Annotated in this window: 1 protein-coding gene and 1 pseudogene; both read right to left on the bottom strand. The window is 42.5% G+C overall.

What is annotated here, in order from left to right:
- Window positions 1–307: pseudogene (locus tag BXY_RS03485) on the bottom strand (aminomethyl-transferring glycine dehydrogenase); the annotation flags it as partial.
- Window positions 308–461: 154 nt separating this feature from the next.
- A complete protein-coding gene (locus BXY_RS03480; protein WP_004311627.1) occupies window positions 462–1,100 on the bottom strand; it encodes an MBL fold metallo-hydrolase in 639 nt (212 codons plus the stop codon).
- Between the last annotated feature and the right edge of the window lie 14 nt (window positions 1,101–1,114).

The raw sequence follows: 1,114 nt of genomic DNA, 5'->3' as shown, positions 1-1,114 counted from the left end.
AAGTGTACCATACCGGGTTTTCGAATACATTCCGCTGGATAACAGCCGGGGTAATCGTGTTGTACCATCCCAAACCGATATACGTAGTATATAGTTTATTTTTATTTGCCAGTTCGGCGATATGTTTTCCAAATTCGTATTCCGTCAGCGGACTAGTCAATGCCAGCGGCTCTTTTAGCCGTATATTGGCGGGAATTGTTTTATCAATCAGTTCGTCCAGTGAGTTCACGCCAATTTTGCGGAGCATCAGGGCTGTGTCTTGTTCATTGATGCCGATGTGACGGCTAGCTAACAAATCGGTTTTCATGTCTTAATGATTTATGATTAATGATTTCTGAATTATGAGTTCTGATTTATGCTTTCTTATGTTTTTCCGATTTATAAACCTCAATTAGCCGCAACACCTACTCCATCCGCACGGCAAATCATAAATCAGAATTCATAACTCATTAAATCTTCTCTTATCTAAAAAATGGGTTTTCAGCTTTCTCCATTCCGATCGTCGTAGGAGCACCGTGTCCGGGGTAAACGACAGTTTCGTTGGGGAGGACAAACAGACGGCTACAAATGTGCTCTATCAGTTCATCGAAGTTGCCTCCTGTGAGATCGGCACGACCGATACTGCCCTGAAACAGGACGTCGCCGGAGAACATGCAGTTGTCTTCCTTGCAATAGTACACCAAGCTACCGGGTGAATGTCCGGGCACATGTATCGCTTCCAGTTTGGTATGTCCGAAAGTGATAATATCTCCGTCATGCAGGTATTTGCCCAGTGGTACAGGTTCCTCCTGTAACTGAAAACCAAACATTCTGCTTTGTTTCGGTGCTTCGTCAATCCAGTACTCATCCGCTTTGTTTGCTTCTGCCGATAATCCGAATTCTTTCAGCATGAACGGATTTCCGAAGATATGATCCAGGTGCAAATGAGTATTCAGCAGATGCTTTACATTCAGCTCATTGGTAAGAATGAACTTTTTCAGAGCCTGCTTTTCCTCTTCATAAAAACAGCCGGGATCGATTACGACTGCTTCTTTAGTGTCATCCCATAATACGTAGCAGTTTACGGGAAACATATTAAATTCAAATCTCTTTATTTTCATGGTTTCTTTATGAT

It is taken from the genome of Bacteroides xylanisolvens XB1A (assembly GCF_000210075.1).
GTDB classification, from domain to species: Bacteria; Bacteroidota; Bacteroidia; order Bacteroidales; family Bacteroidaceae; genus Bacteroides; species Bacteroides xylanisolvens.
The sequence above is the reverse complement of the archived record's forward strand: the minus strand, read 5'-3'. Positions and strand labels throughout refer to the sequence as shown.